The 26,031-nt window shown below is 44.2% G+C and carries 26 protein-coding genes; 8 read left to right on the top strand and 18 right to left on the bottom strand.

From position 1 onward, the window contains the following. The coding region (locus tag ACRQQK_RS17630; protein ID WP_139804732.1) for a hypothetical protein at positions 1–104 on the bottom strand (104 nt) is incomplete at its 3' end. Between the two features lie 112 nt (positions 105–216). After that, complete coding sequence (gene tal, locus ACRQQK_RS17625; protein WP_457513562.1) at positions 217–1,167, bottom strand: transaldolase; 951 nt, start codon at positions 1,165–1,167, stop codon at positions 217–219. A gap of 554 nt (positions 1,168–1,721) precedes the next feature. On the opposite strand from tal, the gene ACRQQK_RS17620 reads away from it, so the two are divergent. The 3 genes from ACRQQK_RS17620 to ACRQQK_RS17610 all read left to right on the top strand — a co-directional run bounded on the left by ACRQQK_RS17620 (position 1,722) and on the right by ACRQQK_RS17610 (position 5,901). After that, entirely contained in the window at positions 1,722–2,717 is a 996-nt protein-coding gene (locus tag ACRQQK_RS17620) for a sugar-binding transcriptional regulator (protein ID WP_457513560.1), read from the top strand. A 269-nt stretch (positions 2,718–2,986) separates the two neighbouring features. Continuing rightward, positions 2,987–3,916, top strand: a complete 930-nt coding sequence (locus ACRQQK_RS17615) for a TAXI family TRAP transporter solute-binding subunit (protein ID WP_102942623.1) — start codon at positions 2,987–2,989, stop codon at positions 3,914–3,916. A 92-nt stretch (positions 3,917–4,008) separates the two neighbouring features. Then, complete coding sequence (locus tag ACRQQK_RS17610) at positions 4,009–5,901, top strand: TRAP transporter permease (RefSeq protein ID WP_457513557.1); 1,893 nt, start codon at positions 4,009–4,011, stop codon at positions 5,899–5,901. A gap of 97 nt (positions 5,902–5,998) precedes the next feature. On the opposite strand, the gene ACRQQK_RS17605 is transcribed toward ACRQQK_RS17610, so the two are convergent. From ACRQQK_RS17605 to moeA, 6 genes are all read right to left on the bottom strand, one after another. Continuing rightward, a complete protein-coding gene (locus ACRQQK_RS17605) occupies positions 5,999–6,250 on the bottom strand; it encodes a DUF2999 family protein (RefSeq protein ID WP_457513555.1) in 252 nt (83 codons plus the stop codon). A gap of 103 nt (positions 6,251–6,353) precedes the next feature. Then, positions 6,354–6,920 (bottom strand): hypothetical protein, encoded by a 567-nt coding sequence (locus ACRQQK_RS17600; protein ID WP_457513553.1) that lies wholly within the window; start codon positions 6,918–6,920, stop codon positions 6,354–6,356. After that, positions 6,910–7,758, bottom strand: a complete 849-nt coding sequence (locus tag ACRQQK_RS17595) for a sulfurtransferase (RefSeq protein WP_457513551.1) — start codon at positions 7,756–7,758, stop codon at positions 6,910–6,912. The genes ACRQQK_RS17600 and ACRQQK_RS17595 overlap by 11 nt, the downstream gene beginning before the upstream one ends. Positions 7,759–7,811: 53 nt before the next feature. Continuing rightward, entirely contained in the window at positions 7,812–8,111 is a 300-nt protein-coding gene (locus ACRQQK_RS17590; RefSeq protein ID WP_457513549.1) for a hypothetical protein, read from the bottom strand. 12 nt (positions 8,112–8,123) lie between these two features. Then, positions 8,124–8,876 carry a molybdopterin-synthase adenylyltransferase MoeB gene (gene moeB, locus ACRQQK_RS17585; protein WP_457513547.1) on the bottom strand — a complete coding sequence of 251 codons (753 nt, stop codon included), beginning with the start codon at positions 8,874–8,876 and terminating at the stop codon, positions 8,124–8,126. 8 nt (positions 8,877–8,884) lie between these two features. Beyond that, positions 8,885–10,120 carry a molybdopterin molybdotransferase MoeA gene (gene moeA, locus ACRQQK_RS17580; protein ID WP_457513545.1) on the bottom strand — a complete coding sequence of 412 codons (1,236 nt, stop codon included), beginning with the start codon at positions 10,118–10,120 and terminating at the stop codon, positions 8,885–8,887. Between the two features lie 200 nt (positions 10,121–10,320). Between moeA and folE the strand changes: the two genes are divergently transcribed. After that, entirely contained in the window at positions 10,321–10,977 is a 657-nt protein-coding gene (folE, locus tag ACRQQK_RS17575) for a GTP cyclohydrolase I FolE (protein ID WP_102955449.1), read from the top strand. An 84-nt stretch (positions 10,978–11,061) separates the two neighbouring features. On the opposite strand, the gene eat is transcribed toward folE, so the two are convergent. From eat to ACRQQK_RS17560, 3 genes are read right to left on the bottom strand one after another with little or no spacing between them, the layout of a single operon-like run. After that, the gene (gene eat / locus ACRQQK_RS17570) at positions 11,062–12,456 is read right to left on the bottom strand and encodes an ethanolamine permease (RefSeq protein ID WP_457513543.1); all 1,395 of its coding nucleotides are present in this window, start codon (positions 12,454–12,456) and stop codon (positions 11,062–11,064) included. A gap of 37 nt (positions 12,457–12,493) precedes the next feature. Beyond that, the gene (eutC, locus tag ACRQQK_RS17565) at positions 12,494–13,342 is read right to left on the bottom strand and encodes an ethanolamine ammonia-lyase subunit EutC (protein ID WP_457513541.1); all 849 of its coding nucleotides are present in this window, start codon (positions 13,340–13,342) and stop codon (positions 12,494–12,496) included. Next, the gene (locus tag ACRQQK_RS17560; RefSeq protein ID WP_457513539.1) at positions 13,339–14,742 is read right to left on the bottom strand and encodes an ethanolamine ammonia-lyase subunit EutB; all 1,404 of its coding nucleotides are present in this window, start codon (positions 14,740–14,742) and stop codon (positions 13,339–13,341) included. Before ACRQQK_RS17560 ends, eutC begins: the two co-directional genes overlap by 4 nt. A 157-nt stretch (positions 14,743–14,899) precedes the next feature. On the opposite strand from ACRQQK_RS17560, the gene ACRQQK_RS17555 reads away from it, so the two are divergent. Then, complete coding sequence (locus ACRQQK_RS17555; RefSeq protein WP_457513537.1) at positions 14,900–15,940, top strand: helix-turn-helix domain-containing protein; 1,041 nt, start codon at positions 14,900–14,902, stop codon at positions 15,938–15,940. Positions 15,941–15,961: 21 nt separating this feature from the next. On the opposite strand, the gene msrB is transcribed toward ACRQQK_RS17555, so the two are convergent. The 5 genes from msrB to ACRQQK_RS17530 form a co-directional block, all read right to left on the bottom strand. Then, positions 15,962–17,107: a peptide-methionine (R)-S-oxide reductase MsrB gene (gene msrB, locus ACRQQK_RS17550; protein ID WP_457513535.1), complete on the bottom strand. Its 1,146-nt coding sequence runs from the start codon at positions 17,105–17,107 to the stop codon at positions 15,962–15,964. A 150-nt stretch (positions 17,108–17,257) separates the two neighbouring features. Further along, on the bottom strand, positions 17,258–19,006 hold the full coding sequence (locus ACRQQK_RS17545) for a formate--tetrahydrofolate ligase (RefSeq protein ID WP_457513533.1): 1,749 nt from the start codon (positions 19,004–19,006) through the stop codon (positions 17,258–17,260). A 245-nt stretch (positions 19,007–19,251) separates the two neighbouring features. Further along, positions 19,252–19,902 carry an isoprenoid biosynthesis glyoxalase ElbB gene (gene elbB, locus ACRQQK_RS17540; protein WP_042483166.1) on the bottom strand — a complete coding sequence of 217 codons (651 nt, stop codon included), beginning with the start codon at positions 19,900–19,902 and terminating at the stop codon, positions 19,252–19,254. A 28-nt stretch (positions 19,903–19,930) separates the two neighbouring features. Then, complete coding sequence (locus tag ACRQQK_RS17535; protein WP_457513531.1) at positions 19,931–20,128, bottom strand: hypothetical protein; 198 nt, start codon at positions 20,126–20,128, stop codon at positions 19,931–19,933. Between the two features lie 121 nt (positions 20,129–20,249). Continuing rightward, positions 20,250–21,167 carry a LysR family transcriptional regulator gene (locus tag ACRQQK_RS17530; protein ID WP_457513529.1) on the bottom strand — a complete coding sequence of 306 codons (918 nt, stop codon included), beginning with the start codon at positions 21,165–21,167 and terminating at the stop codon, positions 20,250–20,252. 102 nt (positions 21,168–21,269) lie between these two features. Between ACRQQK_RS17530 and yjjG the strand changes: the two genes are divergently transcribed. Together yjjG and phnR are read left to right on the top strand one after the other, a co-directional pair. After that, positions 21,270–21,944: a pyrimidine 5'-nucleotidase gene (yjjG, locus tag ACRQQK_RS17525; RefSeq protein WP_269349707.1), complete on the top strand. Its 675-nt coding sequence runs from the start codon at positions 21,270–21,272 to the stop codon at positions 21,942–21,944. Positions 21,945–21,996: 52 nt separating this feature from the next. Next, a complete protein-coding gene (gene phnR, locus ACRQQK_RS17520) occupies positions 21,997–22,701 on the top strand; it encodes a phosphonate utilization transcriptional regulator PhnR (RefSeq protein ID WP_457513527.1) in 705 nt (234 codons plus the stop codon). 70 nt (positions 22,702–22,771) lie between these two features. Here the strand turns inward: phnR and ACRQQK_RS17515 are convergent, their stop codons facing one another. Together ACRQQK_RS17515 and ACRQQK_RS17510 are read right to left on the bottom strand one after the other, a co-directional pair. Then, entirely contained in the window at positions 22,772–23,560 is a 789-nt protein-coding gene (locus ACRQQK_RS17515; protein WP_457513526.1) for a siderophore-interacting protein, read from the bottom strand. A 192-nt stretch (positions 23,561–23,752) separates the two neighbouring features. Further along, positions 23,753–24,586: a helix-turn-helix domain-containing protein gene (locus tag ACRQQK_RS17510; RefSeq protein WP_457513524.1), complete on the bottom strand. Its 834-nt coding sequence runs from the start codon at positions 24,584–24,586 to the stop codon at positions 23,753–23,755. A gap of 287 nt (positions 24,587–24,873) precedes the next feature. On the opposite strand from ACRQQK_RS17510, the gene ACRQQK_RS17505 reads away from it, so the two are divergent. Continuing rightward, positions 24,874–26,013 (top strand): tyramine oxidase subunit B, encoded by a 1,140-nt coding sequence (locus ACRQQK_RS17505; protein WP_457513522.1) that lies wholly within the window; start codon positions 24,874–24,876, stop codon positions 26,011–26,013. Positions 26,014–26,031: the final 18 nt, after the last annotated feature.

The following is a 26,031-nucleotide window of genomic DNA, read 5'->3' as shown; positions in this document are numbered from 1 at the left end:
ATATCCGCCATACCCATAGGGGCACCCGGGTGGCCAGAGTTAGCTTTTTGAACACCGTCCATGCTCAGAGCACGGATAGCGTTAGCCAATTGTTTGCGATTCATAGTCGTCACTCAGTTAAGTTTGAATAATATTGAGAGCAGAATTTTAAACTCTGCTCAATTTGAAACAAGTATAAAAAGCGAAGCGAGTTTTCACTCGCTTCTTAAATTTGAATTAAAGCTTAGCTTCGATCATCGCTTCAAGTTTGCCTTGGTCGATAGCGAAGTTGCGGATACCTTCTGCAAGTTTCTCTACTGCCATTGGATCTTGGTTGTGGTCCCATAGGAATTCAGCGTGAGTCATCGCTACTGGACGCTCTTTATTGCCTTTAGAGTCAACAAGTTTCGCTACAACTTCACCTTCCGCTGCTTCTAGCTCAGCAAGAAGTGAAGGAGCAATTGTTAGACGATCACAGCCAGCTAGCTCTAGGATCTCGCCGATATTACGGAAGCTTGCGCCCATAACAACAGTTTTGTAGCCGTGCTCTTTGTAGTAGTTGTAAATGGTAGAAACAGAAACAACACCTGGATCTTCTTGAGCTGCGAAGTCACGACCTTCTTTTGCTTTGTACCAGTCCATGATACGGCCAACGAATGGAGAAATTAGGTATACGCCTGCTTCAGCACACGCACGAGCTTGAGCAAATGAGAATAGTAGAGTCAGGTTACAGTTGATGCCTTCTTTTTCTAGAACTTCTGCAGCACGAATGCCTTCCCAGGTAGAAGCCAGTTTAATCAGGATACGATCGTTAGAAATGCCAGCATCGTTGTACATTTTGATAAGTTGACGAGCTTTAGCAATGCTGCCTTCAGTGTCATAAGAAAGACGAGCATCTACTTCAGTAGAGATACGACCTGGGATCGTTTTTAGGATTTCTTTACCGATGTTTACTGCAAGCATGTCACAAGTATCTTGAACTTGTTGAGCCTTGTCACTGCTTTGAGTTTTCGCATATTCGATAGCTTGATCGATAAGTGGCGCATACTCTGCAATTTGAGCCGCTTTAAGAATTAGAGAAGGGTTAGTTGTTGCGTCTTCTGGTTGGTATTTTTTGATTGCTTCAATTTCACCGGTGTCTGCTACAACGGTAGTCAGTTTACGAAGTTGCTCTAATTTGTTGCTCATTTCGATCATCCTATTTCTCGTTTCTCGTTGGGCTGTACCTGCCATTTTATATGCCTGTCACAGAGCAAGACAATGTCCTTTAACAAGACAAAAGTGTCACTTAGCACGACAAGATAGTGGCTTGGCATTGCAAACAGGTTAAGAAAACATTGTAGCTACTTTAACGCTACATATAAGTTCAACAACACTGTTCAATTCACATAAACATAATGTTTTTCACAGCTCGAACATTTGTAACGAACATATGTTCAACCTATGAGTAAATGATGTGCTCATATTTATCTGATCTGCGGTGAATGTCAATTGTGATTTCTCATTTCTAGTGACCTAAATCAACATTAATTTACTTGTGTGCAAAGGGTAAATAAGACAAAACGATTGCGTAAGCCTTGTTAAACGTTCTTAGCATGCTCAATGTCTCAAAAAATAAGTGAGAATATGTAATATCACTGAGCAAATGTTGCATGTTTGCTTGGGTGTAACATATGCTAGGTCAATGAGCGGATGCTCAGCTTTAAATACAATGAGCATAATTTCACAGATAAGAGCCGATGATGAACAATCCAACCCCAGAGATTTCGCTAGAAAGTACAGATTTATTGACTGAAGTGTCAGTCGCTTACTACCAAGATGGAGCGACTCAGGAAGAGATTTCTAAGAAATTTGCAATTTCTCGCGCAAAAGTGGGGCGTTTACTAAAACAAGCGCGAGATGAAGGTATTGTTGAAATTACGGTTAAATACCATCCAGTATTCAGTGCCAAGATTGAGCAACGTTTAATTGAGCGCTTTGGCGTTAAGCGTGCGCTGATCGCCTTGGACCAACCTAACGAAGAACAACAGCGTCAGCAAGTGGCTGGATTAGTCTCTCACTATCTAACAAATAGCTTAAAAAATGGCATGGTAGTCAGTGTCGGCCAAGGTCGTAATGTTTCCGCTGTCGCTCATCACATAGGTGTAATTACCCCGCGTGATTGTAAGTTTGTTTGTGGCATCGGTGGTATCCACCCTCGCGGTGGTATGTTTAACGCCGACCATATCTGTCGTCAGCTAGCAAAAAAATACGGCGGTTCTTCTGAAACCTTATATGCACCGGCTTATGCTGAGAACCGAGACCAAAAATTGGCGTTCATGCAAAATGCGACCGTTAAGCAAACACTTGATCTGGCAAGAAAAGCCGATATGGCACTGATTGGTATCGGTGATATGAGCGAGAACAGTTACATGGTCGACCTTGGCTGGTTTAGCGCGGAAGAGGTGGTTCAATCACGTTTACAACAGGGTGTTGTCGGCGACTTTGCTGGTCATGATTTCTTCAATGTTCAGGGCGAGATTGCCAATACGGTAATGAATGACCGAGTAATTGGTTTGAGTATTGATGAATTCCGTTTGGTTTCAGAAGTCGTCGCCATCGCAGCAGAAAACAGTAAGCCACTTGCGCTATTAGGGGCTTTGCGTACTGGTGCGATTGATGTGATTGCGACCAGTGTCAGTAATGCGTTGACCGTTTTGAACTTGGACGAGCAGATGAGCAGTATCTCTCGTTCGTAGAGATAAAATGAGTCTTAGATCAGTTCGAAAGGAGGCCATGGCCTCCTTTTTTCATATCAGAACAAATCTGGTTGATTGAAATATAACTCTTCATCACTGCTTTTTGAGAGTGAGGTCAATATCACGACTGTTTTTTAAACAGCGGCATATTTGCATATCAAACTCTCATTTCGCCGTAAGCCGTATTGCTATTTCTCATTATCCATTTCATAACAATATAGAAACATTAAACATATACAACCCTAGAATCACATTTTGAAGGAGCACTTATGTATCAAAAACTAAGGACGGGTTTATTAGCTGTAGCGATGGCATTTTCTCTGCCTGCGATGGCAGAAAACTACACTATTGGTACGGGTAGTCAAAGTGGTACTTATTATCCATTGGGCGGTATGCTGGCTAAGATTTGGAGCGAAAACTTACCAGACTTTAATATGCGCGCAGAAGTAACAGCGGCTTCGGTTGAAAACACCATTAAGGTCTCTACAGACAAACAACTGGTAGGTATTGCACAAGGCAACGTGGTGCTTCAAGCAGCGAGTGGTGTTAAACCTTTTCCTAAAAAACTGGATGTATCTGTTCTCTTTGCTCTATATCCAAACGTGGTGCAATTTATCGTTCCGGCTAAATCTGATATCAACTCGATTGCGGACTTAAAAGGCAAACGTATTTCACTGGGTGCGCCGGGTTCAGGTACTCGCGTTAGTGCGGTAAACATCCTTAATACTTTGGGTATCACTGAAGATGACATCAAAGCTCAATCACTGAACTACACCGCGACAACCAGTGCGCTGGCGAATAATCAAATTGATGCGGGTGTGGTTGTAGGCAGTGTCGGTGTAGGGGCAATTACCGAACTCGCTTTGACTCGTGATATTCGCATCTTAAGTTTCAGTGAAGAGGAACTGGCAAAAATCACTCAAGATTATCCGTCATACATTCAAATTGATGTTCCTGCGGATTCTTACAACAAAGTGCCTGCCTTTAAAGCGCCAGCGGTATGGAACGTATTGGTTGTTAACAACAATATGAGTGAAGACATGGCGTACAACATGACAAAAGTGGCGTTTGAAAATATCGACAAAATTCGCCAAGTGATTGATGTAACTAAATTCACTACGATTGAGAATATGACTAAGCTGCAAGGTATCGCTCTTCACCCTGGTGCAGAAAAGTATCGCAAAGAACAAATGAAGTAAGCGTTGTAATGTTTGGTGGGAAGTCCTGGCTGCGAACAGTTGGACTTCCTTCAAACCAAATGGACGATAAGTAATGTTACATGGAGTAAGTGATGAGTGAAATTCATCCTCGTAACCAAAAAATTACCAATGTCATTGTTACGATAGCCGCGATTGCGGCTATCGCTCTTTCTGTTTTTCAGATTTGGCAGGGCATTCTGGCCAATCTGTCAGCCCCTGTTTTTCGGCCGATACACGTCAGTTGGGTATTGGCACTTGTATTCTTAGTTTACCCTCTGTTTAGTGACCGAAAGCCGTTTGTTATTTACTTGTTGGGACGAATTATCGACTTAGCGTGTGTGGCGCTCACGTGCTGGGCATCAACACAGATTGCATTATTTGATTATGACGACATCAGCTTCTTGCTGGACGGTTTACAGTCGCTTGATCAGGCTGCGGGAATTGTTCTCATTCTGCTGTTACTCGAAGCAACGCGAAGAACGGTAGGTTTGGTGATGGTGTTCATCGCGGTGCTGTTTCTGGTGTACGCCATATTCGGAGATGTGCTTCCAGACAATATTGCGAGCAAAGGTTTTAGTGTTGAAGAGATCATCCGTTTCCACATTTATTCCACCAATGGTGTTTACGGTGCGCCGCTGGCGATTGCCGCGGGCGTGGTGTTTATGTTTGTTCTATTTGGCGCTTTTTTACAAGTAACAGGAGCGGGTCAGTTCTTTATCGATATGGCGTTTTCTGTTGCAGGTAAATATCGCGGTGGACCTGCTAAGGCGAGTGTTATCGCTTCTGCTGCATTGGGTTCAATTTCCGGTTCAGCGATTGCCAACACAGTAACAACGGGCGCTTTGACTATCCCCATGATGAAAAAACTGGGATATAAGTCTGAACAAGCTGCGGGGATTGAAGCGGCCGCATCAACAGGCGGGCAGATTATGCCTCCAGTAATGGGTGCTGGTGCGTTCGTTATGGCGCAGTTTACTGGTATTCCTTATAGCGAAATCTTAATTGTTTCGATTGCCCCAGCCATTTTGTATTTCGCTTGTACGTTACTTTATGTACACCTCATGGCGTGTAAGTTAGATCTTCAAGGGATGACTCAAACCGAAAAAATCGCCACAGTGTTGCGCAGTGGTTGGCATTATCTGGTACCACTTATTCTTATTACCGTACTATTGATGATGAGTTATTCGCCAGTATTGGTGGGTGTGATTGGTTGTGCCTCAATTCTTTTAGCCGCTATGACGCGCAAACACAGCCGTATTACTGTGAAGCTTTTCTTGGAAGGATTAAAAGAAGGTGCGCTTCTTGCTCTGCCCATATCGGTTGCTTGTGCTACTGCTGGTATCGTAGTTGGTGTGGTTGGTCAAACCGGCATTGGTTTACAATTTACCCAATTTTTGATCGCAATGTCTGGCGGTTATTTATGGTCCGCGCTGGCTCTTATTGCGTTGGCGGCAGTTATTTTAGGTATGGGGCTTCCGGTTACTGCAGCCTATATCGTGTTGTCGATCATGGCGGTTCCGGCATTAATGGACTTCGGAGTTACCCTCCTGGCTGCACATATGATTGTGTTCTGGTTATCCCAAACGTCTAACGTAACTCCACCAATTGCACTTGCAGCATTTGCTGGAGCAGGGATAGCCAATGCGTCACCAATGCGCTCAGCCGTTCAGGCATTTAAACTGGCGCAGGGATTCTTCTTAATTCCCGCAATGATGGCATTTTCAGGATTGATTTGGGTTGAAGGTGAGCATCTTCATTTCGCGATAGCTATCATAGCAACCATCAGTTTGTTTATAGCCTTCGCTGGCGGGATAGAAGGGCGTTTGTTTGTGCCTTTACTGATGTGGCAACGAGCGGCATTACTATGTATGGCTCTAGGGGTATTGTTCTTATCTGATGTAAATCGTTTGATTGCCCTTGGTGTTATCGTGGTTATCTGTCTGATGAACTATCGACAACAGAACAGAGAGCTTTCGCAAGTTTAGAATGCTTTTTAGTTAAATAATAAGGCCGTCAAAATGGCGGCCTTATATTCAGTTAATCGTGCTTTTCGTTTCTGGCAATCTTCTCTTCAAACCAAGCTTATTGTTGCAGCTTCGCTTTTGCTTCTTCTACTTTAGAAAAATCCAAGCCTAGTTCTTCAACGGCTTCTTTGATTAGAACTGGGTTCTGCATTACCTGACCCATCAGTAGTTGTAATTGTTCTTGAGGTAAACCGAGTTGGCCGACAATCGCCATTGCAGCAAGAGGATTCTGCGTTAACGCTTGGAATAGCTCTTGGATTTTGTCGTTGCTTACATTGTTCTCTTTCAACAGTGCAATAATTGGATTCATTTTTATACCTTAAAACAACTTAGATTGATTGTGTGTGAGTTTATAACAATTCTAGTTAGTCTTTAAATGCGAACTAAGCTTTTGTACATTTTTATACGGTTTTTTAATCTCTAGACCATTGTTCGATGGGCTCAGAGCTGTGTTGGCGAAAGAACTTATAGTTATGCTGCATATAATCATCTTTCTTTAATGAATTGAAATCCCACTGATTGATATCAAGTTCAAATTTAAGATTATTTCCTCGTAATATCAGTTGCTCAAAATAAGGTCTAGCTATTCTAAAAATTGCTGTATCGGGAGTTAAACAAGTAAACTGCGCTCTATCTAGTGTTTGGTTATTCACATAAAGAGAAACGCTGTATTTAGTTTGTTCATCACAGTGCATGGACTTAATGAAAGTAAACATAAAGTAGCGATTGTTCGTAGTGTTTAATGACACTGCGAGCTGTTGCTTTAAGTCTACTTTTCGATAAATCAGTTGTTTGGTGTCACTCGTTCTCGTGCTTTGTGTCGCGGTAGTATCGTAACGTAGTAAAGGGCTTTCAACCCACATCCAGTTTAACGCTTCACTGCCGAAAGTTAATGCTTGGTAAGAGTAATAACCCAAATAACCAACGCTTGATAAACCCAATACACCAATACCAATTAGTGTAGAATATCTAGTTTTCATTTTTCTGATTGGTTTCAATAGGTAAATCTGATGAAGCTCCCCATTCGGTCCATGAGCCATCATAAACAGAAAGATTCTCGTAACCACACACTAATGCGGCTAACAAAACGATACAAGCAGTAACACCTGAACCACAACTGAACACGTATTCATCGGCGTCTTTGGTCAGAGTTGATTTCAATATCGCAGCCAGGTCATTGGCTGTCTTGAGTTTATGCCCATCCATTAGTTCAGCAAAAGGCAGATTGCAGGAGTTGGGAATATGTCCACTACGTAGACCAGCTCTTGGTTCGGCTACTTGGGAAAGAAAGCGAGCACGAGAGCGAGCATCGACAGTTAAGCTTGCTTCGTCGTCAATTTTCGCTTTTACGTATTCAGCATCAACGAAATAATTTGATTGCAACGTGCCGTTAAAGTCGCCTTTCGGGGTGTCCGTGAGATACTCCTGAGTGACATTGTAACCTTGTGCTTTCCATTCGGTTAAGCCACCATTAAGGATGTAAACCTGCGAATGACCGAAGGCTTTGAACATCCACCACGCTCTAGGGGAGGCAAAGGTGCCACTGTTGTCATAAACAACGATGATGGAATCATTATTGATTCCGAGCTCTTGAGCAAGATGGTTGAAGCGTTCTTCACTTGGCATCATATGCGGAAGTGATGATTCAATATCGCAAAACTCTTTGTCGTAATCGAATCGACGTGCATTAGGGATTTTATTTACCCAGTCTTTCTCTGATTCAGAAGGGATCTGAAACTCTAGGCTACTATCTAGGATAACTAGGCGAGGATCGTCCAAACGCTCGACAAGCCATTCGGGTGAAACAAGTGGTGACATTCAACAAATCCTTAGTTGGGTTCACGTAAAACTTAGTCCATTAAGGTACTCAATTAAGGGCAAGAAATAAAACGGTAATAGATATCTTGCTGCTCGGTTAATACTTTCTCTACAGTGATCACATCACCAACTTGGCAATCCGTGGTGGGTGGCACATTGATGAGCTGCTTTCCTGTTTCCTTTGACTCAACGAGGAAATAACGTCTCTGACCATCCAGTGATTGTGTAAGTGTATTATCGATAAGATGAACTTGGAGTTCGATTTGAGTACGCTCTGGCCGCAATGCAAGCATGGCGACCAGTAATAAGGTGAGCAGCAACAGCAGTATGGTCAGTTTCTTAGCTGAAGACATACACAGTCACTTTTAACTGCTACAAGTAGGGCAGTGAGGTTGCTTCATCAGCTTCATTTCGCGCCAAGACATGGTCATAGCATCAAGCATCAGAATCTTGCCTTGGATTGGCTTACCCAAACCTGCAATGACCTTAATCGCTTCCATTGCCTGAACTGCGCCGATAATACCAACCACAGGCGCCATGACGCCCGCTTCAACACAAGAAAGCGCATTACTTCCAAACAGTGCGCTTAAACACTGGTAGCAAGGTTCGCTCTCATCTTGATAAGTAAACACGCTCACTTGCCCTTCCATGCGAATGGCAGCGCCGGAAACCAACGGTGTTTTGGTCTGGTAACAAAGGCGATTAAGCTGATTACGCGTATCTACGTTGTCGCTGGCATCCAACACCAAATCATGGTCCTGAACTAGACTTAACAGGGCTTCATCATTAAGTCTTTTCGCTACGGTAACAATTTCAAGCTCTGGATTAAGTTCTTTTAAAGCTTGCGCTGCTGAATCAACTTTAAGCTTTCCGATATCCGCATCATGGTGAAGAACCTGACGCTGCAAGTTCGACAACTCCACTTTATCGTCATCAATCAGCGTCAGTTTGCCTATACCAGCAGTTGCAAGATATTGGCTAGATGCACATCCCAAGCCACCAGCACCGAGGATAAGAATCGAAGACTGTTTCAGTGCTTCCTGTCCTTCAAAATCAAATGCTTTAAGGATGATCTGGCGGTTGTAACGCAGTATTTCTGCGTCGCTTAGGATTTCCATATTCGAGCCTAATATAACGTTGAATTAAACAGTTGAATGTTGACGGTTTCACCCACTTCGACACTGCCGCGTTCACGCTCAAGTACCACAAAACAGTTGGCTAAGCTCATAGATCGGAAGGCGCCTGAACTCTGATTCCCCGTCGTTTCTACGACGAACTGACCATTTTCGATAGTGTAAATGCCGCGTTGGTAATCCGTTCTGCCCGGTGATTTTTTGAAAGCAGTGCGAGTAATCGCCGGAATCGATTCGGGTGCTTTCCACTGCGAATGACCACCAAGCTTAGCCAACATAGGCTGAACCAGCACATACATAGTCAGTACTGCAGAAACAGGATTGCCCGGAAGACCACAGAACCAAGCATCACCCAGAGAACCGAAAGCAAAAGGTTTACCCGGTTTAATCGCCAGTTTCCAAAAGCCGATTTGACCTACTTCATCTAAGATGTCTTTGGTAAAATCCGCTTCACCAACGCTGACGCCACCTGAGGTTACAACCACGTCAGCAAGGCTTTGTGCTTTTTCAAATGTCTCTTTAAGGGTTTTAGGGCAGTCAGGAATAATGCCTAGGTCAATAGATTCACAACCGAAGTTAATGATCAGCGGTTTGATGCCGTAACGGTTGCTATCATATATTTCGCCAGCTTTAAGCTCAGTGCCTAATGGTTTTAGCTCGTCACCAGTAGAGAAAAAGGCGACTTTCGGTTTTCTGAAGACAGTGACGTGGCTAACACCTAAGGTCGCGATCATCGGAATATCGCGAGCGGTCAGACGAGCACCTTTGTTGAGAACGATATCGCCTTGACGAATGTCGTCGCCAACAGGGCGGATATTGTTGTTTGGTTTAACCTGAGTTTGGCAAAAAGTAACGCCGTCTTCGGTGACCGTCGCTTGTTCTTGCATGATCACCGCATCACAACCTTGAGGAATTTGCGCGCCAGTCATGATACGTACACAGGTCATAGGTGACCATTCACCTTCAAAAGGTTGGCCAGCAAATGATTTGCCTGCTACAGGCAGAGGTCGGTCTTGCGCTAGTTCGCTGATTCTAACCGCGTATCCATCCATCGCAGAGTTATCGAATGGTGGTACGTTGATAGGTGAAAGAATGTCTTCTGCAAGTACATAGCCGATGGCGTCTGCGAGTGGAAGTTGAAGTGTCGATTGAATTGGTTTAATGCCAGCCAGCATTTTTTCTAAAGCTTCTTCAAGAGGCATTAAGCCCGGAGCGTCACAACAGCCCATTCGTTATTCCTGTAGTCTTTTTTGTTGGGAGATACTCTAACATAGTAGAGCTATTTGCATATGCCCTTTTTACTGACAGGGACATACCTTGCTTTCGCAGATAGGAGCAGTATTTCCACCTATAAAATAGGGGTGTAATTATGTAAGAATCCGAGTATCCTTGTCAGCCATCCGAAAGGGGTAAAGTAAGAGGAATGTGAATGTCATCAGGTCTTAGCGAATCAGCAAAGTTAGTTAAAGATGCGCTAGAGCGCCGTGGTTTGGAAACGCCAATGCAGCCAAATACGGTGAGTCGTGAAGAGAAGAAAGAAAAGATTGAGAGTCACATGCGTGAAATCCTCAATTTACTTGGTCTTGATCTGACCGATGATAGCCTAGAAGAAACGCCGCATCGTATTGCAAAAATGTATGTGGATGAGATTTTTTCAGGGCTGGACTATAGCAACTTCCCTAAAATCACTGTGATTGAAAACAAGATGAATGTGAGTGAAATGGTGAAGGTGAAAGACATCACAGTAACCAGCACTTGTGAACATCACTTAGTGACGATTGATGGTAAAGCGGCTGTCGCTTATATTCCTCGTGGCAAAATTATTGGTCTGTCTAAGATCAACCGCATTGTCCGCTTTTTTGCTCAGCGTCCTCAGGTTCAAGAGCGTATGACACAGCAAATTCTGGTTGCTCTGCAAGCTCTACTAGAGTCAGACGATGTAGCAGTCACAATCGATGCTACCCACTACTGTGTGAAATCTCGTGGTGTGATGGACGCAACCAGCGTAACCACAACCACTGCGCTCGGCGGTATTTTCAAATCCAACCCTGCAACACGCGCTGAATTTCTTCACGGTTTACGTTGAGTAGCGGTTGTTGAATGCCGCGTAAAGAATATAAAAAGGGCATCCATAGTGGATGCCCTTTTTTGACTTCGGATAACCGCAGACTTATATCGATTCACCAACTTGAGCAATCAATAGGGCGTCGCTACCTTCTTTGACGGCGTCTTGTTGATGTGTTGCTTTGAAATAAACAAAGCCGAGGGCAAACAAACCCACGAAAATCAGTGATAGTAGGGCATTGTAGTAAACCATCGCAACCAGTGCGACTACGGCTAAAACAAGTGCTACTGCTGGCGCATACGGGTAAAACGGTGCTCGGAACGGACGTTCTAACGTTGGTTCAGTTGCACGCAGTTTGAACAGAGCAAGCATTGAAATAATGTACATCACAATCGCACCAAATACAGCCATCGTCACTATGTTTGCTGTTAGCGGCTGACCGCCAATCACAATCAGATTGTCTGAGAAAATCGCCGCGATACCGACAACACCACCAGAAATGATTGCCCAGTGTGGGGTTTGGAAACGTTGGTTTACTTGAGATAGTGACTTAGGTAAGAAACCTGCGCGTGAGAGGGCAAAAATCTGACGCGAGTAACCCATGATGATGCCGTGGAAAGATGCGATCAGTCCAAACAGACCTAGCCACACCAGCATATGTAGCCAACCACTGGATTCACCGACAATCATCTTCATTGCTTGAGGTAATGGATCGTTGATGTTTGAAAGTTCACGCCAGTCACCTGCGCCACCTGCAAAGAACATAACGCCAACCGCGAGAACCACCAGAGTTAGAATGCCTGAAACAAATGCGATTGGAATGGTACGTTGCGGATCTTTCGCTTCTTCTGCTGCCATTGAAGCGCCTTCAATTGCAAGGAAGAACCAAATTGCAAAAGGAATGGCTGCAAAAATGCCTGACATCGCTTCACCAGAGAATACATCACTGCCAGCCCAACCATTTGCTGCAAAGTTTGCAAACGAGAAGCCAGGAGACACTACACCCATGAAGACGAGAAGTTCTACGATAGCAAGAATGGTGACACACAATTCAAAAGTAGCAGCAATGCTAACGCCAATCAGATTGAGCCCCATGAAGATGATGTAAGCCACCACTGCGACCAGTTTGGGATCGAGAGTGGGGAACTGAACATTTAAGTAAGCACCTATCGCCATAGCAATGGCTGGTGGGGCGAAGACAAACTCAACTAAGGTTGCGAAACCTGCAATGTATCCACCCACAGGACCAAAAGCACGATAAGCATAGGCGAATGGTCCACCTGCGTGCGGTATCGACGTGGATAGTTCAGTAAAGCTAAAAATAAATGCCGTATACATGGTGGCAATGATAATGGTAGTAATGAGGAAACCTAGTGTTCCCGCCTGTGCCCATCCGTAGCTCCAGCCGAAATATTCGCCCGAAATCACGAGGCCAACAGCAATGCCCCATAACTGAAATTTTCCTAAAGTCCGTTTTAGACCTGTTTTGTTGTTTTCCATACAGCAATCCCTAAAAATCCTTGGTGAGTAAAAATGTTTATTTAAAAGTGGTTAGTGAAAAAATCTGTGCGTTTGATTTTTGTTCAAGCAGGGAATCGTCAGAACGATCTTTCAATTCCACGCCTGTCAATTTGAGTTGACGAGATTCAGACAATAGATAGAAACACTTATGAGCTGCTGCTTGGTATGGCAAACCTTCAGGGCGCACATTTGAAATGCAGTTCCTAAGTGAGTCTTCTTTCCCTCGATGTGGATTCCATGTCAGATACAGCCCTAAGCTGTCCGGTGAACTTAGTCCCGGTCTTTCTCCGACCAACACCAATACTTCCTTGGCATTAATCGATTCGCCAACATCGTCACCTGCAGCGACTCGTCCTTGGTGGACGATGCATAAAGGCGCGATATTCCATTTATGTTTGATATCCATTGCGAGTTGCGACACCAATGCATCTAAGAATGGAGCGGCGTGGTGGTTGATGGCATAGGATGACAGGCCATCGGCAATCACAATCGCTAAGTCATAAGGTGTTGGTGTTTGGTCGCTGTGCTTTTTGAGCGCATCAATGGATGTATCATCTAACTTACGACCTAAGTCTGGTCGTTGCAGATACGTCAGTCTGTCTGTGGCTTGGCTATGTAAAGAGATAGCTGGTAAGCACTTGGATAACGAAGCATTGGCACTAAGGTCGGATAACAGTTTTTGTTCGTCTAGTGGCACATGCACCGCATCAATAGCTTGCGCGTGTGAGAGCTGAAAACGCAGTAGTTCTTCGGTAGGGATACTCGTCCCGACACGGCCAATACCAACGCGAGCTTGTGTGAATTGGCGCAATTTGTTCCATGGATCCTTATGAACCAGTTGATTCAGTTCAACGACGTTACTCATCGTAGCTCCTTAACTAAACCGAGTGGTGTTTGGAAGTGCGGAGAAAGATGATTCGTCAACTGGGACTGATTATCTTGACTGAAAATTTCCATGTGCTTTAGCCAAGCTTCAAATTCTGGTGCTGGCTTCAAACCTAACGCTTGGCGAGCATACAAAGCGTCATGGAAAGAGGTGGTTTGGTAGTTAAGCATAATGTCATCAGAGCCAGGAATTCCCATGATGAATGAGCATTCTGCCACTCCGAGGAGTGTCAGTAGGTTATCCATATCGTTTTGATCGGCGTAGGCGTGGTTGGTGTAGCAAATATCACAGCCCATCGGTAATCCCAGCAATTTTCCGCAGAAGTGGTCTTCAAGTCCTGCGCGTGTGATCTGTTTGCCATCAAACAAATACTCTGGGCCTATAAATCCGACCACAGTGTTCACGAGTAACGGATTAAATTTGCGGGCGAGTGCATAGGCGCGCACTTCACAGGTTTGCTGATCGACGTTGTGATGACCATTCGCTGAGAGGGCGCTACCTTGACCAGTTTCAAAGTACATGACGTTATTACCGATAGTGCCGCGTTTAAGACTCAGCGCTGCATCGTACGCTTCTGCAAGTACATTGATATTGACACCAAAACCCTGGTTGGTTGCTTCTGTGCCACCTATAGACTGGAAAACCAAGTCTACTGGAGCGCCTTTTTCAATGCACTCTATGGTGTTGGTCACATGGGTGAGTACACAGCTTTGGGTTGGAATATCGTAGTGTTGGATGACTTCATCCATGAGCTTCATTAGCTTTGTGGCTTGGCTAACACTGTCTGTGGCTGGGTTGATACCAATAACAGCATCACCATTACCGTACATTAAACCATCGAACATTGATGCCGCTATGCCGCTGACATCATCGGTTGGGTGGTTCGGTTGTAAACGAGTAGAAAGACGGCCCGGTAAGCCAATAGTGTTACGAAATGCCGTAATTACTTGGCATTTTTTTGCAACCAATATGAGGTCTTGGTTGCGCATTATTTTGCTAACAGCCGCAGCCATTTCAGGCGTGATGCCTTTACTGACACGAGAAATTTCAACCGAGGTTGTCGACTCTAACAAAAGCCAGTTTCGAAAATCACCAACGGTTAAATGAGCGATTTCGAGAAAAGCCTGTGCGTCGTGTTCATCAATAATGAGTCGTGTGATCTCGTCTTGCTCATACGGGATCAGTAAGTCTTGCAGGAAGGTTTTCAATGGCAAGTCGGCTATCACCATCTGTGCGATTACTCTTTCCTCTGCTGAAGAGGCAGCAACACCTGCCAGTTGATCTCCGGAGCGCAGCGGGGACGCTTTTGCCATCACTTCTTTTAGCGATGCAAACTGGTAGGTTTGGCAACCCAATTGATATCGATAGTTTGAACCCATAATACCTCTCAAACTGGGTGTGAACTTTGCATTTAAGTTGATTGTTCAGTTTGCTAATTTCGTTCCGTTGCTATGACGGAAATGTGCAAAGTTGAAAATTTATTTAAAAACATAAGGTTGAGGTAACTACTGTTTGGTTGTGGTGCAAGGTAGGAATATGAATTTAGTTCAATCGCGTGATGAAGATAATTCATGCGCACCAGTGAGGTGCAAACAGTATAGTTTTGATGTCAATCAGCAGGCACAAACACTAAGTGCTTGGGAACAAAGATATACTCAACATGGTTCAGGGCAGTTTAACGGTTATTTGGATGAGTTAAGGTTGCCAAAGCTGCACCTTTTTGAGGAATACACCAGCCAAACCATTCATCAAGAATGCTGTGTTAACCCTGATGCACTCTGGATTGGATTTTCCCTAGATACACAGCGCCCAAAAGTAAATGGCAGGACAGCAGAAAAACATCAGCTTATGATTCGGCCTGCTCACGAACACTTTGAGCTCACCACTCCTGACGATTTCAACATCTTTGGTATTGTGATTGATAGAGAGTTACTTGCAACTGGCATTGGTTCAGAGGAGTTAGAGCGGTGGGAAAGCACATGTTTAATTGAGAATTCTCATGCGGAACACAGTTGTTGGGCGCTGGTGGACTTGATTAAGCAGTCTCTTAACTGCAACTCCATATTAGGACGCAAGTTACTTGAACTGTCTGACCCGAATCAGATGGAGCTCCACTCTCGGTTAGTTAATCTGATTGAGCAATCAGCTATCGCGAGGTTAGGACTGTATCAAGTCGGAGGGACTCCTGAACACTCACGTGGTTTTTCAACACGTCGTCAGGCGTTAAAACGCATCAACAACCATATTGAACAGACAGGCATCTACCCATTAACGATCAATGAAATGTGTTCGATTGCTTGTGTCAGTCAGAGAACCTTGCATTACTGCTTTGAACAGGAGTTGGGCATTAGTCCAAACACATTTCTTCGTGATTGTCGGCTAAACGCTGTTAGAAGAGATCTACTCAACATGTCCGAACAAAGGGCGATCTGCGATATCGCACTGCGTTACGGCTTCTATCATTTAGGCACATTTAACCACTACTACAAGTTGCTATTTGCTGAAACGCCCAGTCAAACCAGAGAGCGGGCGTCTAAATATCAGATCGTAAGCGTGGTTAAACATTTTGTTCGCTGAAGCGGATTGAAACCCGCTTGTTCAATGATTAAAAAGCGTCAGCCATTCTCCATAGCCTTCCTGCTGCATTTTATCGACAGGAACAAAGCGCATCGCAGCTGAATTCATGCAGTATCTCAACCCTGTAGGAGCGGGACCATCATCGAATACGTGACCGAGATGAGAGTCTGCAAAGCGGCTGCGAACTTCGGTTCGGGTATAAAACAGCTTGTTGTCATCGTGAGTGAGAATGTATGCCGAACTGATGGGCTTAGTGAAACTTGGCCACCCTGTTCCTGATTTGTATTTATCGGTGGAAGAAAACAGCGGCTCTCCAGAAACGATATCCACATAGATCCCTTCTTGCTTGTTGTCCCAGTATTCATTTTGGAAAGCACGTTCGGTTCCTTCCTCTTGAGTAACGTAATACTGTAGGTCGGTCAGTTTTGCTTTGATCTCTTCATCAGACGGGCGAGTGTATGCTTTGACACTGTTGAGAGCTTTTGTCTTGTCGATTATTTCTCGTAACGTTACCGGCTTTTCGACTCTGTCTTTACCGAAGATCTCGTCGAGGTACTGGTCACGTCCCGAAGCGTAACGATAGTACTTATAACGTAGCGAGTTATTTTTGTAATAGTCTTGGTGATACTCTTCCGCACGCCAAAACTTGGTGTATTTAATCAGCTCAGTTTTTAATGGCTTTTTGAAAATGCCTGTTTGCTCGATTTCTTTCATGAAATTCGCAGCAATCTGCTTTTGCTCATCATTGTGATAGAAAATCGCAGGGCGGTATTGGTTCCCTCGGTCGACAAAAGATCCTTGGTTATCGGTTGGGTCGATATGTCTAAAGAATTGGTCTAGTACTTGTTCGTAAGTCACTTGTTTTGGATCGTACGTCACCTGAACCACTTCAATGTGTCCGGTTTTACCTGACGAGACTTGCTTGTAATTAGGGTTATCAACATTTCCTCCAGCGTAACCAGAGACGACATCAACGACACCCGGAAGTTTTTCCAAATCTGATTCTGTACACCAGAAACAACCACCCGCCAAGGTAGTAACTTCCGTTTGGCCTGATTTCATTTGATCAGAGTGAGTCGATGTCATTTCGCTGGTGGCATGACTGAACGAAAAAATTGATAAAGGTATTGCAGCGAAGAGTAGTAATAGTGCTGTTGAGCGTTTCATGACTTTTCTTACCCGTTTTTATTATCGATATAAGAAAAGAACGGCACACGAAGTGAAAAATTTCAAACTGTTTACGAAAGAAATAAATCTTTCGATAAAGAAAAGGCAGCTTAAATTGAAGTGCTGCCTTGTCGAATTTGATTGGGTGGGTTAACTCAAACCAATAATCTGCCCGTGTTCGTCGATGTCTAACGACATAAAGGCGGGCTTGTCTGGTAGGCCGGGCATGGTCATCACGTTGTCGCACAGCGCATACACAAAGCCAGCGCCAGCGCAGAGTTTGAGTTCACGAATCATCACTTCAAATCCACTTGGTGCACCTTTGATTGAAGAATTTGTGGTGATGGAGAGTGGCGTTTTTGCAAAACAGACTGACAGGTTTTCAAAGCCTTGTTCGTTCAACTGCTTTAATTTCATTTGAGCTTTATAACTCAGCATAAATGAACCTGCTCCGTAGCCTTTGGTGACAACACTGGTGATCTTGGTCATGAGCGCATCTTCAGCTTTGTATAGAGGTTCAAATAAGCATTCTTTCTCGCACTGCTTAATCACTTTTTCTGCAAGTGCTTTAGTGCCTTCACCACCTTTAACAAAACCCTCAGAAATCGATACTTCAACATCGTTAGGTAAAGCCTCGATAAGTTCAATAAGCTGCTGTAGCTCTTCGTCAGTATCTTGCGGGAAACGGTTAATCGCGACAACAGCAGGAATGCCGTATTTATTAACGTTGTTAATATGCCACTTTAAGTTTTCAAAGCCTGCGACTAAAGCATCTCGATCTGGTGCGAACAATGAGTCGGGGATAGCTTGACCTGGACGTAAATCGAATTGGCTTGAGTTTGCTTTCAGACCGCGTAAGGTTGCCACAATAACAGCGCAGTCTGGGGTTTTACCCGATGCTTTTGCTTTGATGTTGCAGGCTTTTTCAAAACCCATGTCAGAACCGAAGCCGCCTTCTGTGACTGTGTATTCGGCTAAGCGTGTAGCGATATCATCGGCAATGATTGATGAATTGCCGTGTGCAATATTGGCGAAAGGCCCTGCATGGATAAGGGTTGGTACACCTTCTAAAGTCTGCATTAAGGTTGGTTTGATCGCTTCTTTCATACTGACCGTCATCGCGCCAGCGACTTGCAAATCTTCTGTAGTAACAGGGTGGCCATCAAAACTGTAGCCAACCACAATTTTGCCGATACGTTGACGTAGATCTTTAAGGTCAGAAGCCAAGGCAAGAATTGCCATTAGTTCAGATGCTGCGGAAATATCGAAACCGTCAGTTCGTTCATAACCATTGATGGTTTTGCCCATTTCGTTTTGGCCAACCGTTACCATGCGTAATGCACGATCGTTATGGTCAACAACACGTTTCCATACCACTTGGTGTGGATCGATTCGTAGCGCTTTAAGCTGTGTTCGGCGTTCGAAATCTTCATAGCCGTTTCGCTGCTCATGGTAGATACGAGCGTCAATAGCGGCTGAGGCTAGGTTATGGGCAGCGGTCACCGCGTGAATATCACCAGTTAAGTGCAGGTTTAGCTCTTCCATTGGCGCAACCTGAGAATAACCACCACCTGCAGCACCACCCTTAACACCAAAGATTGGCCCCATAGAAGGTTGGCGTATACAGGCAAAGACCGACTGGTTTAATTTTGCTAAGCCTTGAGCTAAACCGATCGTCGTAACGGTCTTTCCTTCACCAAGTGGAGTAGGAGTGATCGCTGTTACCAATACAAACTTGCCTACAGGTTTTTCATGCAATCGTTCTAAACATTTTAATGAGACTTTTGCTTTGTAATGGCCGTGACTTTCGTACTCTTCAGCAAGTAATCCTGCTTTGTCAGCAACGGCATCAATGTGAGTCAATGGGGTAGAGCGGCAAATGTCGATGTCTGATAGCATAAAATCCTCAGAAGGTGATGGTATTTAGTTGAGCAAACGTTTGCGGTGGCATGTTATCTAGAAATAAATCGATGTAAAGTGTTTTTGTGAGAGGATTGTTCGATTGCGGTTATTTTCAAAATTATGCTGATTTGTGTCAACTCTCGGATAATATTCACTCACTGGAAATGATTAACAACCTTTATAAAGCAGCAAGGTGACCGAGATGATCACCTTGCTGTTGTCATTCTATAGCGTCGAGCTATTTATGCCAGCTCTATTAGCTTTTCAACCAGACGTTCGATACCTGATGCCGCTTCTGAAATACTGCCTGCCAACATATAAGCTGGAGTAGAAAGAACGTTGTGTTCATGGTCATAGACGAAGTCATCGACTGGGCAGTTGATGTGGTCACCTCCCATGTGATTGAAAGCGATGGCGGTATCTTTGTCATTTCCAATCGTACCTTGAACGCCGTGCTCATAAATCATGGGAATAATGGTTGGAGCGATACACAGATACGCGGCTGGTTTACCAGATTGAGCAAACGCTCGACACGCAGACGCAACATGAGCATTAATGGTGCACTCAGTACCTTTAACTGCAAAGTCAGTTAAGTTTTTGGCCGCGCCAAATCCTCCAGGAAGGAGTAACGCATCGTAGTCGTCGGCTTTAAGTTTTTCTACATCGTCTATCTTGCCTCGAACAAGCCGAGCGGCCTCTACCAGAACATTGCGCTTTTCTGTCATCACTTCACCGGTCAGGTGATTAATAACATGCAGTTGTTCGATATTAGGCGCAAAGCAGTGCCAGCTTGCCCCTTGCTTCTCAATGGCATGGAGCGCTAAGACAGCTTCATGAATTTCTGAGCCATCGAAGACACCACAGCCACTTAAAATAACGGCTACTTTTTTCATCGACTTATTCCTTGTGTTTATCAGGAGTTTATCTAACCTTGCGACCTTTCTTCGCTTTCAATTGGTTATCGGTAGATAAGTCTAGTTGAGGATCCGATACTGGAGCGTCGCACAGATCACAGCTCGAATTTTGTTCACTTTCACTTTGGGATTCTGTATCACTATCTGGGTAATGTTTCATAACAAACGGAACAAGCATTACAGATGAAGGCAAGAAGTGTTTCATAGCTAATCCAATTGATCTCTAAACAGTGGTTAACAGGTTTTATATGTTGTTAATCGCCGATGTTTATTGTGCTAAATCAGTGAACAGGCCTTTTCCCGCTTTCGACTTTTATTGTTGTGACTCAGAATATACCTTGGTCCCAAACCGGTTTGTCTCTGCCCAATTTGTCCGCAACGAACTCCATAAATGCCCTTACTTTATGTGGAAGATGCTTACGTTCAGGAAACACGGCATAAATAGCGTGTTCGGGCAAAGAATAGGGCGTCATTATGGGCAGCAATTTTCCAGACAAGATGTCTTTGCTCACCAGAAAGGTAGGCAACTGACCAACACCTAAACCTTCGATGAGCGCGCGGCGGATCGCCTCACTGTTGTTCACAATAAAGTTCCCTTTGGGAATTACTTTAAACTCGTTGTGTTGTTGCTCGAATGTCCATTCACTGCCGCCTCTGAAATAGGAGTAAACAAGACAGTTGTGGTCAATTAGATCAGAGGGCTTTTGCGGTGAGCCATTGCGTTTTATGTATTCAGGTGATGCGCACAAAACGCTTTTGCAATTAACCAGCCGCTTTGCCACCAGATTTGAGATAGGTAGGTTGCCAATACGAATGGCGAGGTCGAACTCTCCTTCGATTAAGTCGACCATTTGATCTTCTAGTTGTAGGTCGATAGTGACTTTTGGAAACTGCTCAAGAAATTCGGCAATGATAGGGGCGATGTAAAGCACGCCAAAAGACATTGGGGCGGTGATCTTAAGTTTACCTTTTGGTTCACCTTGCAACTCGGTAACGGCATCCATCCCTTGTTGTGCCAATGCTAGGGCTTGAGAAACATGGTCGTAGTATCGTTTTCCTGCTTCAGTCAGGCTCAGTTTTCGTGTGGTTCGATTGAGCAGACGTATGCCGAGTTCATCTTCCAACTGGGTAACCCGTTTACTGACAGCCGATTTCGTTACTCCCAGTTTTTCGGCTGCTAGCGAAAAGCTTCCGCATTCGACGACAGCCACGAAAATAGGGATGGTAGAGAAAGTATTGTCCATGATTATTGTTGCCTCTAAATTAACAACAAGTTTCCGTTGCTAGAGATTATCATTTTATGGAAAACAATCTACACTAGGCACACCGTTTTTGAGGAGACAGATATGAAGTACGACTGGATATTATTTGATGCTGATGAAACCTTGTTCCATTTTGATGCTTTGAAAGGCATGCAGTTAATGTTTGAACGCAAAGGCGTGAATTTTACAGAACAAGATTTTCATCATTATCAGCAGGTTAATAAGCCACTTTGGGTCGATTATCAAAACGGAACCATTACTGCCGAAGAACTTAAGCATATCCGCTTTAAAGCTTGGGCAGAGAAACTTGAGACGACCACTGCGGAATTGAACAGTGCATTCTTAGAAGCAATGGCTGATATCTGCACTCTTCTGCCGGGCGCGAAAGAGTTGATGGATGCATTAAACGGCAAAGCGAAACTGGGTATTATCACCAATGGTTTTACAGAACTTCAGGCTATTCGTTTGGAAAGAACAGGCATGACTCAATACTTTGATCATGTTGTGATATCAGAAGAAGTGGGCGTCGCTAAGCCTGATGCAGGTATATTCCAGCATGCGATGGAGAAAATGGGTAACCCGAGCAAAGAGCGAGTCCTGATGGTGGGGGATAATCCTCATTCAGATATTCTTGGTGGCTTAAACTTCGGTATCGAAACCTGTTGGTTGAACGTGCATCAACATGAAAGACCCGAAGGGATTAATGCGCATTATGAAGTGCAATCCTTGCATGAGTTGCGTAGTATTCTGTTAGCGTAATTCTCATCCACAAAAATGGGTGTGCTCACAAGATGTAGGTGAAAGGAATACTGTGCAATACGTGAAAATTAAAGATGCCATCGTTGAACAAATCGACGCTGGCATGTTATCTCCAAGACAGAAGCTACCTTCTGAGCGCAAATTGGCAGAGTCATTCGATACTACTCGCGTAACACTGCGTGAGGCGTTATCGCTACTTGAAGCTGAAGGGCGTGTATTCCGTGAAGACCGACGTGGCTGGTTTATCTCCCCAGATCCACTCCGATATGACCCTACTCAAACGCTTAATTTCAATAAGATGGCTGAGGCGCAAAACCGTGTGCCTAAAACTGAGCTGATTGCAGCGAAAGCGATGATCGCCAACAAACAAGCATCAGCACTGCTTGGATTAAAACCCTTCTCGGATATCTATCGAGTGGACAGAGTGCGATACCTTGATGCTCGTCCTGTGGTATTTGTGACTCACTATATTCGCCCTGAGCTGTTCCCTGATCTTTTGTCTCACGACATGTCACAGTCATTAACCGAACTATATAAAGAACACTACTCGACGCAATACCTGTCGGTCCGCTACCGCATTTCGACAAGCTCACTGCTGGGTGAAACTGCACAAGCACTGCGAGCAACCGATGGTACGCCAACCATGGTGGTTGAAAGAGTGAATTATGATGCCAATGGTGGCGCAATATGTTGTGACATAGAGTACTGGCGCCATGACGCTATCAGTATCGAATCAGTCGCTCAACTCACCAGATAAATAATCCTAAGAAAGAAAATAGCCTGCATTAGCAGGCTATTTTTATCTGTCTGTTCTCGCGGTTCCAAAACTAGTGTTGCTCTTCTGCGTCTTGGCGTTTAATCACTTTGTGACCATCTTCGCTCACGCCATTTTTCCAGTAACTGCTGATATAGATGAAATCTCTGTCTATTTCTTTTTCGTTACGGAAGTATTGGCGTAGTGCTTTCATCGAATCGAACTCGCACGCGCACCAAACGGCACATTGTCCTTCTAGCCAAACCTGAGCTTTGACCATATCAACCAATTTATCGCCGTACTCAGCAACGGCCCAAATCACTTTTACGCCTTGTGGCGCTTCAAGTGTTTGCACATCTTCATGTTCGTTAACCTCAATAACCGCGTAGCCACGTGCATTTTCATCTAGGTTTGCCAGTGTTACCACCAGTGCTGGTAGTGAAGTCATGTCAGCAACAAGGAATACCCAATCTGCATTTGGATTCGTGGATTGGCCTTGGCCCGGCCCTGCAATCGAAATGGTGTCGCCTACTTTTGCATTCATTGCCCAACGGGCAGCGAATCCAGACGATGGGTCATGAGTAATATGGCGGACAAAATCGACCACAATGCTGTTTTTTTGTCCATCAAACTCGCGGATGGTATAAGTGCGCATGATCGGTCTTGCGTCTTCTTCTAAATCTGAAAGTTGAGTTGAACCTTCTGCTGAGAACAGAAGTTTAATGTAGTCGCCTTCGTTTTGTTTTCCAAAGTGAGCTATAGCATCACCTTGTAATGTAATTCTTTGAATGCTGGGTGAAATTTTTTCAGCGTCAATAACCGTTAACGGGTAAGCGCTTCTTTTATTTTGATTTTTCTGCATAGTAACTTCTTTCGTACTGGTAACAATATCGTCATTTTCTTATTGATTGCGACGTTACTTTAGCCGCAAAAATTTAGCTTATCAATGATAATAATTGTCATTTACAAAAGTTTACATCAAGATTTCGAGGTTGTTCTAGAAATAGAAGCACACATTTTGTGCGTAAGTTGAGTGTTATTGCCCCAAATAAGTTCAATAACATTGAATTCGTTCAAGGTAAGTCGTCTGTTTTACGCGGTTTTGATACTCGAGCGGAGTTGCACTAACCAGCTTTTTGAACTCACGGAGAAAGTGGGATTGATCGCTAAAACCTAAGTTAAAAGCGAGGTCAGAGAAAGCGATTTTATCGAGATGGTTTATATCATAAATGGCAGATTGGCAGCGAATTGCACGACAAAATGCTTTGGGTGTAAGCCCTAGATCTGCGCGAAACTGGCGTTGTAGAGTCCGGCTGCAATAGCCCGTAAATGCTTCGAGATCCTGAACCTGAATATTCCCCTTCTCATGTCGAATTTTGGCGGCGACTTGATGGGTTAAGTTGGTAGGCTTTCTACCTTGTTTTCCCCGCATAAATTGTTTGGCAATTTGTACCTGCTCTTGAAAAGAGCTAGCACTAACAATTTGTTCAACCAGATCCTGAGAATTCATTACCACATCAACAATATTGCACTGTTTATTAGTCAGTTCTGGGGCTGAAATTTCAATAAAGTTAGGGATGAAGCCCGGTACAAAACGCATTCCGAAATAGCGATGGTTTTGGTTAAAAGCAACTTCGGTCGCTTCCAAAGTTGTACCGCAGACCAAACCCATAGGGCTGTCGGAGTCACAATCAAAAAGTAGGTCAACACAACCGTCTGGAATGGCTGTCGTTGGGGCTTGAGATTTACCCACTTCAAAGCTGTAGAAATGAGAAATAATGGGATTCTCCGTCGTTAAGTTCGTGGCATATTTTTCGGCGCTGAGAACAAACCAAGGTTGTTTGGAGTGTATGTTCGACACCTGATAGGAGTGAGATGAACTTAACATGATTTCTTGCCTTTCCGTCTGCTTTAAATATTAAAAAATCGTAACGATTTTGTTTCCCTAGTGTTTTCTTGATTAGCAGCAAGTGTGCCAAAAATCAGAATTTAAAAATGGCGGAAAAGATTTTTATCTGTGTCGCAAAAATACAATACGCACAAAAAGTCGTTCACTAGTATCGAGTTATCCACTCAAGGAAGAGTCACAAAAATCACGCTAAGGTTTGAACTTTTGTGTGATGGGAAGGCTACGAGAGAGGACTAACAATTAACCCTATGGATACAGGTGAATGTATGTCAGCAAACACGAAAATTGATTTTATCTATCTCTCTGAAAAGGACATGATCGAAGCAGGCGTAACCAACATGCCTCAATGTGTGGACACGATGGAAGAGATGTTCGCACTGCTATATCGCGGAGATTACCGTATGGCGGGAGCAAACAACGACTCTCATGGTGCAATGATCACTTTCCCGGAGGAGCCTGAATTTGCAACCATGCCAAAACACTCTCCAGACCGCCGTTTGATGGCGATGCCAGCGTACTTAGGCGGTAGTTTCCAAACCTGTGGCGTGAAATGGTATGGCTCTAATATCGCCAACCGAGAAAAAGGTCTACCACGTTCGATCTTGATGTTCACGCTTAACGACGCTGACACTGGCGCTCCGTTGGCTCATATGTCCGCTAACCTGCTTTCCGCATACCGCACTGGCGCTGTTCCGGGGGTTGGTGCTCGTTACCTTGCACGTAAAGATTCAAAAGTGATTGGTTTATTAGGTCCGGGTGTAATGGGTAAGACATCGGTAGCGGCTTTCATGGCTGCATGCCCGCTAATCGATACGCTCAAAGTTAAAGGGCGCGGTAAGAAGAGTCTTGATGATTTTATTACCTGGGTTCACGTTAACTACCCACAAATTACCTCAGTAAAAGTAGTTGATACCATTGAAGATGTTGTCCGTGATGCTGACATCGTTACTTACTGCAACTCCGGTGAGACTGGTGATGTGTCCAGCTATCCAGAAGTAAGACGCGAGTGGGTAAAACCGGGAGCATTCCTCTCAATGCCTGCCTACTGCCGTTTAGATTCCGATCTTGAAAAAGAAGATGTACGAAAAGTAGCGGATAACCCTGGCCTTTATGACGCATGGTTTGAGGAAGTACCAAAACCGGCTCACCAATACATTCCAATCATTGGCGTTCGTTTTATGGACATGATTGCAGAAGGTTTGATGAATAAAGAGCAGTTTGAAGATCTAGGCAAAATAGTGGCTGGAGATGCCGTTGGTCGTCAAAACGATGATGAGATCATCATCTTGTCGGTAGGTGGTTTACCGGTTGAAGATGTAGCTTGGGGCACTGTGGTTTATCGTAACGCGATTGAACAAGGTATTGGCGTGAAACTGAATCTTTGGGATGAACCAGAGCTTTGCTAGTCAAAATATATTGGTGTT

This window comes from Vibrio sp. C8 (genome assembly GCF_054051265.1).
This window is presented reverse-complemented; position numbering and strand designations above follow the sequence as displayed.